Source organism: Streptomyces sp. NPDC002690 (assembly GCF_053592415.1).
Map to the genome: position 1 here is coordinate 1 of NZ_JBSFVR010000391.1, position 6957 is coordinate 6957.

At 70.6% G+C, this 6957-nt stretch carries 2 protein-coding genes and 3 pseudogenes; 1 reads left to right on the top strand and 4 read right to left on the bottom strand.

Going from position 1 to position 6957, the window contains the following annotated elements:
* Window positions 1-66 precede the first annotated feature (66 nt).
* The gene (locus tag ACWD3D_RS31360) at window positions 67-2931 is read right to left on the bottom strand and encodes an amino acid adenylation domain-containing protein (RefSeq protein WP_451464132.1); all 2865 of its coding nucleotides are present in this window, start codon (window positions 2929-2931) and stop codon (window positions 67-69) included.
* An 870-nt stretch (window positions 2932-3801) separates the two neighbouring features.
* Here ACWD3D_RS31360 and ACWD3D_RS31365 point away from each other — a divergent pair.
* Window positions 3802-3945 (top strand): annotated as a pseudogene (locus tag ACWD3D_RS31365) (aldehyde dehydrogenase family protein); the annotation flags it as partial.
* 256 nt (window positions 3946-4201) lie between these two features.
* Here ACWD3D_RS31365 and ACWD3D_RS31370 read toward each other — a convergent pair.
* The 3 genes and pseudogenes from ACWD3D_RS31370 to ACWD3D_RS31380 all read right to left on the bottom strand — a co-directional run.
* Window positions 4202-4476: pseudogene (locus ACWD3D_RS31370) on the bottom strand (transposase); the annotation flags it as partial.
* Window positions 4477-4567: 91 nt separating this feature from the next.
* Window positions 4568-5994: pseudogene (locus tag ACWD3D_RS31375) on the bottom strand (IS1182 family transposase).
* Window positions 5995-6179: 185 nt separating this feature from the next.
* Window positions 6180-6683 carry an ester cyclase gene (locus ACWD3D_RS31380; protein WP_451464133.1) on the bottom strand — a complete coding sequence of 168 codons (504 nt, stop codon included), beginning with the start codon at window positions 6681-6683 and terminating at the stop codon, window positions 6180-6182.
* Window positions 6684-6957: the final 274 nt, after the last annotated feature.

Below are 6957 nucleotides of genomic sequence, written 5' to 3' on the forward strand. Positions count from 1 at the left end.
GATTTTCGATGCGGTTCAACGCACGATCGGGGAGATCATCCTCATCGGGGAACACGTCGTCCCACGCTACCAGAGGCCGTACGCATGGGATGACGGCCGGGTGTCCGCCCGGGGACGGGTGTCCGCCCGGGGACGGGTGTCCGCCCGGGGGCGGAGGCTGGCACCGGGAGCGTGCGGGCCCTCGGCGGGAGCTGCCGGGACCACATAACCCACCAGGGCGTCCCCGCGGGCGACGACCACCGCCTCCGCGACCCCCGGCTGTCGCATCAGCGCGTTCTCGACCTCGCCCGGCTCCACCCGGTAGCCGCGCACCTTGACCTGGCCGTCCAGGCGGCCGAGGAACTCCAGCGCGCCGTCGTGCCGGTGCCGGACGAGGTCACCGGTCCGGTAGCGGCGCGACCCGGGCGGTCCGTCGGGGTCGGGAACGAAGGCACGGGCGGTGGCGCCGGGTCTGCCGGTGTATCCGTGGCTCACCCCCGCGCCGCCGATCAGCAGTTCCCCGGGGGTGCCGGGCGGGACGAGGCCGCCCTGCGCGTCGCAGACCGTCACACGGACCCCGCCGATCGGGGCGCCGATCGGCGGGCGGGTACGGCTGTCGGCCGCCGCGAGATCGGCGGTCGTCGCGATGATCGTGGTCTCGGTGGGGCCGTAGGAGTTGACGAGCCGGACCCGGTCCCCGAACCGGGCCCGCCAGGCAGCGACCGCGGTGGACCTCACCTGGTCGGCGCCCAGGATCATCAGCCGCAGCGAGTCGGGCCATGCCACCGCGTCCAGGTCGCCCACAAGTTGGTGCCAGTAGGGGGTGGGCAGGTCCATGACCGTGACGTCGTCGGTGAAGGCGTGGCCGAGCTGGTCCGGCAGGGCGGCACCGGCTTCGGCGACGACCAGGGTGGCACCGGCGGCCAGCGCCGGGAAGAGTTCCTCGGCGCTGGTGTCGAAGCTGAGCGAGGCACAGTGCAGGACGCGGTCGGTGTGCGTGAGGCCGTAGCCCTCACGCATCCACCGGACCCGTTCGGCGAGTGCGCGGTGCGGCACGAGGACGCCCTTGGGGGTGCCGGTCGAACCCGAGGTGTAAATGACGTAGGCAGGGTCGTCGGGACGGGCGACGGGAAGAACGGCGGCAGGCGAACCGCCGGACCCGTCCGTAGCACCGGTCCGTTCGCCCCCGCGGGCCGTGTCCGTGTCCGCAGGATCATCGGAAGTGTCCTGCCCGTCGGCGGTCAGGGTCCGCACGCCTTCCGGAACCGCGCGCGATCCTGCCCCACCGGACGTGAGGACGACCCGGGTTCCGCTGTCCTCGATCATGAAGGCGATCCGGGCCGACGGGTAGTCGGGGTCGAGCGGCACGTACGCCGCACCGGCCCGCCAGGCGGCGAGCATCGCCACGACCGCGCGCGGGCCGCGCGGCAGCAGAACGCCGACGGTGTCCCCCTGCCGAATCCCGTGGGCCGCCAACCGCACGGCCAGCCGGCCGGCTTGAGACCACAGGGTGGCGTAGTCGAGTGACGCGTCGCGTCCCCGCAACGCGGTCCTGCCGGGTCCGTTGCGCACTGCCTCCTCGACGGCGGCGAGCACGGTCGTCGGTCCTGCGGCCAGCACCGGTCCCCGGCCCCGTTCGCGGAGGGCCGCGAGCTCCGACGCGTCCGCCATCGGCAGCCTGCGGACCGGCGTGTCCGGGTCGGCCACCGCCGCGCGCAGCAGCGTCTCGAACCACCGGCCAAGCCGGGCCGCCCATGCGGCGTCGATGAGGTCCGTCCGGTACCCGAAGACCGCGACGACGTCCTCGCCGTCCCGCCGTACGTCCAGGGTGAGGTCGAACTTGCAGGCTTCCATGACCGGGTCGAGCTCGGTGCAGGAGAGGTCGGCGAACGGTGCGGCCCGCAGCAGACCAGCGTCCTGGGTGTGCACGGTCAACAGCGTCTGGAACAGCGGCGTCCGCCCCGGATCACGGTCCAGGCCCAGGGATTCGGCCAGGCGCTCGAAAGGGATCCGTTCGTGGGTGAAGGCCCCGAGGACGGTGCTGCGGGCCCGGCGCAGCAGGTCGGCGAACCCGGGGTCGCCGGAGAGGTCGGAGCGCAGTACCAGCGTGCGCGAGAAGTAGCCGATGACCTGCTCGGTCTCCGGGTCGGCGCGGCCTGCGGTGGGGACGCCGATGCAGAAGTCCCCCTGCCCGGTGCAGCGGTGGAGGACCGCCTGGTAGGCGGCGAGCAGGACCATGAACGGAGTACAGCGCCGGGCACGGGCAAGCGCGTCCACCACGGGTCCGGCCCCGGTGATCGCCTGCGTGTGGAAAGCACCGTGCGTGGAGGGCTGTTCGGGCCGCGGCCGTTCGAGGGGGAGCTCGAGGGCGGGGGCGTCGGCAAGGCGTTCCTGCCAGTAGGCGAGTGCTTCGCGCGTCTGCGGATCGTCCGTCTCCCGCACCTCCGCGGCGGCCTGCGCGCGGTAGGAGGGGGGCAGGGGCAGACCGGCGGCACGACCCTGCTGGTGGGCGGTGTAGTGAGCCGCCAGTTCGTCGCGGAGGATGTTGAGCGACCAGCCGTCGGCGACGATGTGGTGCAGGACCACGCACAGGACGTGCTCGCTGTCGCCCGTCCGGATGAGGGAAACCCGCAGCAGGGGCCCTCGCCCCAGGTCGAAGCCTCGGTTGGTGCGCTCGGCCAGCAACGCTTCCAGCGGTTGGTTCCCGGCCCTCAGGTCAAGGTGCTCGATGGCCACCGGAGCGGGCGCGCCGACCACCACGGCGGGGGTGCCGTCCTCGTCCGGGAAGCGCATGCGCAACGACTCGTGCCGGGCCACCACCGCGTCGAACGCGGCCCCGAGGGCCGACCGCGCCAGATCTCCGGTCAGCCGCAGCACGAGGGGGATGTTGTACGAGGGGTCGTCCGGCTCCAGCTGGTGCAGGAACCACAGCCGTCTCTGCCCATGGGTCATGTCCGGACACAGAACTGGAACACTCATCGGGCTCCCCCGGGCGCGCACGCCGCAGGGCGTGATGAGCGGATGCTTGAGATCGAGCGGGACGAACGACGAGCGGGCCTGACGGTTACGGAGGCACGACGGGATCCGGCGGCGTTGGAGCCGACGAGATCAAGCCAAACTTGGCTTCAGATGTTTCGATGTTATGAACGGCACACGCGCGAGTCAATACAACTTCCTTATTCATGAACGGAATTGAGCACTCCCCTCCGCCTCTCGCACCCGGCCGCGAGAGGGCCGGATCAACGCGTCCACAGTCGGCGACGGGATCGACGGCGCAGGTCAGGGCCCGCACCCTCCGCACGGAGGCGCAGTCCTGCCGCACCGCCCGAACCCGACGATGCTGCGGAAGTCGCATCCGTACGGGTACGTGAGGAGCGCGCCCTGACGCGACGTCGCCCGCGAGTCTCCGGGACAGTCACGCCACCCGCCCGAGGGCGGGGGCGGCGCGGATCTGGAGTACCGGATCGAGTACGGCATGGTCGAGGGATCGGCGGTCGAGGGGCCGTGGTGAGCCTCCGTCCGCGGACGCTGCCACGCTCGGAGATCATGGCCCCTGGGTGTTGGACGTCGCCGAGTTCGCGCGCGCCCGTCGGCGGCGCGGCCCCCGGGCGACCGGGCCGTATCCGTTCATTCGCCACCTGACCGTCCCGGAGCAACCGGAATCTCGTCCCCGGGGCTGCCGTCGCGTGGCGCAGACTTGACCGCGCGGATCAGGCCGTCGCTCCCACTCCTTGCAAGAAGGTGTCGACCACCACGTCGGCCGCCTGCGCGGCGTTCAGTTCGGGCATCTGTCTGGCCACGAGGTGCATGAGCGGAGGCCGCACCGGCACCGTCAACGGCGCCTTCGTCGCTTTCGACGGCCCTTCCGGCGGCTTCAAGGCCAGCGGCATCGGCCGCGAGTACGGGGCCGTCGGCTTCGGTACGTACACCGAGTACCAGACCGTCAGCGTCCCTCGCCGGTCCTGACCGGCGCCTGTGAGCGGGATCAGGCGGCCGTCACCAAGTCGCATACCGGCTGCGCGACTTGGCAGGTCGTTCTCACGCCGACCATCCGCTCTGCTGTGGCTCACGGAGGCGGGCCGGCAGAGCCGTCGGTGACTCGGCCGCGTCAGTCGAGGGGAACCCGCCAGGTCACCAGTCCAGGCCGGTCGGTCTCCCTGAAGCCCACCGCGAACGGCTTGTCGTTCTCGTCGGTCACCAGGTGGATACAGCTTTCCGTGGCCAGTGCTGTCGGCCCGGCAGCGGCGAGGGCATCGATGAGACGGGAAACGGCGGGATCCGAGGCGACCGCACCGGACACGGCCGTTCGGCCCGCAGCATGCCCGCGTCCGCCGGACAGTCCCCACCGAGCGCGACCGCGAGGGCCGCGTCCAGCAGGATCTTCCCCGGATCATGCACCGTCCGCGGCTTGCGCCACGGTGTCAGTGCCGTCGATATCGCCTGATCCAGAGCGGACTTGCGGACCAGCTCCACCAACAGGACGCCTCCCGCTCGCGAGGCCGTGCTCGGCGTCCTGTTCGTCGGGCGTCCTGTTCGTCGGGTGTCCGGGTTGGCAGGGGCTCGTGGCGGGGCCGGGAGGCCGGGCTGGTCAGCCGGCCAGGGCGGTGAGTCCGGTGGCTCCGGCGTGTCGGAAGATCTTGCGGAGGTTGTGGCAGGCTGCGAGCAGTCGCCACTCGCTGCGGGCTCCGTCTTCGCCGCGCAGGAGGAGTTGGCGGCCGTTCTGGCAGGTCATGATCTGTCCGAAGACTGGTTCGACGATGGCCTTGCGGCGGCCGTAGGCGGCCCGTCCGGGATTGGTCCGCAGCTTGCGGGCCATGCGTTCCTTGAGGGTGGCGTTCGCCGGGATGCGTCCGCGTGGTGCGGGTGGGACCTGCTCGTCGTGGGCGATTCGGCCGGTGGCCATGAACGTGTCGGTGCCGCAGGACAGTTGGCGCTCTCTCGTGGCTTCGAGGTTGGTCTCGGAGCAGTAGCCGGCGTCGACCAGTGCCTGCTCGGGGTGGACGCCGGTGTTCGCCGCGCACTGGTCGAGCATTTGGTGATGCAGTTCAGCGCGTCGGAGGCGTTGGTCGTCACGTCGGCGGCGGCGATGACCTGGTGTTCGGCGTCGACGACGGCTTGGGCGTCGTAGGCCTGGATGTAGGCGCCTTTGCCGTTCTGCATGATCCGTGAGTCGGGGTCGGTGAAGTTGGCCTGGGCCTTGGGCTTGGGGCGGGGCCCTGGCGGCGGCTCTGTCGCCGGCGTCGGTGACGGCCTGCTCGTCGTCGGCACCCGCGCGTTCCTGGCGGCGGCGTTCCTTGTCCTGGGCGTCGGCGCGGGCCCTGTCGGCTGCTTCGGCCTCGATCTGTGCTCGGGCGGCCTGCAGTTCGGCCAGGCGCTTCTCGCGGCGGTCGAGTTCGGCGGGCAGGTCGGTGTCCTTGCCGTCGATGCCGAACCTCTGGTCCTCGGCGGTGTCGGTGGCTTCGGCGTCGGCCAGCAGGGCGGCGCCCCTGGCTTCGACGGCAGCGATCTCGGCCTCTACGCGTTCTTCCTTGTCGATCAGGCGGCCGTAGCTCATGGCCCTGTGCTTGGAGGCGTTCGCTTCGAGCTTGGTGCCGTCCAGGGCGACGCGGCCCATCTTGACCGTGCCGAGCCTGGTCGCCAGGTGCAGGGACCGGGTGAACAGGTCGGCGAGGGCGTCCAGGTGGCGGCGGAACCGTGAGATCGAGCGGAAGTCCGGCGCCTGGTCGGCGGCCAGAAACCGGAACGCGATGTCGTCGGCGCACCTGCGCTCGATCGCCCGCGAGGAGCGCACCCCGGTGGTGTAGCCGTAGATCAGCGACCGCGCCATCAGCCGGGGATCGTAGGGCTGATAGCCGCGCCTCTCGGTGTAGTCGGCCCGGATCGCCGTCAAGTCGAGGACGTCGTCGACCAGGTCGGCGACGAACCGGGCGAGATGGTCCTGGGGCAGCCAGTCGTCCAGCGACGGGGCAGCAGCAGGACCTGGTGCGGATCGAACGCCCGGAACCGCTTGTCCACCGCCCCCGGACGGCCCTGCCGCTGCCTTCTCTCGACCGGCTCGACCTCGAACAGACCCTTCCCACTACGCATGCCGAGATCATCCCGCACCTGATCACCCACGGCCGTTCCGCTGTCCGCCGAACAGCGAAAGCCCCGGTTCTCGGCTCAACGCGTGAACCGAGGGCGGAGGCTGAACGCTGAGTTCAGCGCCCGGGGCGGCTGAGTGAAGATAGGCCCCACAGCTCGGCGATGAGGCCGTCCTGTACCCGGAAGATCTCCATCATCGAGGGGAGAGTCTGTTCCTCGACTCCCGCCGGGATGCCGTGCAGGCTCGTACGGACGGCGGCTCTGTCTGCATCCACGAGCATGTCCTCGACGATGACCTGGATGTCCGGGAACATGGCGTGGAGCCCGCTCCACGCCTTCACGACGCTGTCGACGCCAACGGTGCCCAACGGGTGGCTCACGAAGTCGCCGGAGAAGATCGTCTTCGCAGCGGCGAGGTCACGGGCGTTGAATACCTCATACATACGCTGTGCGATGGCTCTTACGTCGTCTGTCATCTCACGCTTCCTGTCCAGGACATGGGCGTGGATCAGCTTATGAGAAGAGCCGTAGCGACCTGCGCGAGATGCTGACCCCGCGAAGACAGTGAAGAACTTCGTCTCGACCGACTCGGACCCGGACAGGCTGTCCTCACCACGCACACCGAGATCATCCCGCACGAGCGATCACGAAACCCAGGAGTACCGCCTACTGACCCACGCTCCGCCTCGTCGCCGCTCCGGGCCCACCCACTTCGTCCTCGACGATCAACACCGTCAGCTCCCCGCTGGTCGCGGCCTGACCTCCCGGATGCCGGGACGAACGGGCTCGACCGCCCGTGCCGGCCGCCGGCCGGTCCGTCGGCGCGTTCCTACAACCTGATCCTGCGCTCCTCGCTGTCCGCCCGGTTCAGCGACGCCCAGTGCGGGTTCAAGG